Below are 312 nucleotides of genomic sequence, written 5' to 3'. Positions count from 1 at the left end.
GGACTAGATCCCCTTGAAGGGTCGTTCGAGACCAGGACGTTGATAGGTCAGGTGTGTAAGCGCAGTAATGCGTTCAGCTAACTGATACTAATTGCCCGTAAGGCTTGATCCTATAACAAGTCTGTCTTACAGACTTGTTGATTCTCGTGTGTGATACACACAACTCAAAATTACTGCTTCTTCCAAGATTGGTCGCGCTGCGAAGCACCGCGACAACCCCTTTTGCCTGATGACCATAGCGAGTCGGTCCCACCCCTTCCCATCCCGAACAGGACCGTGAAACGACTCTACGCCGATGATAGTGCGGATTCC

Annotated in this window: 1 rRNA gene; it reads left to right on the top strand. The window is 50.6% G+C overall.

The annotated features are described in order from the left end of the window. Positions 1–112 (top strand): 23S ribosomal RNA (locus tag DID96_RS38035); the annotation flags it as partial. Between the last annotated feature and the right edge of the window lie 200 nt (positions 113–312).

This window comes from Burkholderia sp. Bp8963 (assembly GCF_003854275.1).
In the GTDB taxonomy this organism is placed as follows: Bacteria; Pseudomonadota; Gammaproteobacteria; order Burkholderiales; family Burkholderiaceae; genus Burkholderia.
The sequence above is the reverse complement of the archived record's forward strand: the minus strand, read 5'-3'. Positions and strand labels throughout refer to the sequence as shown.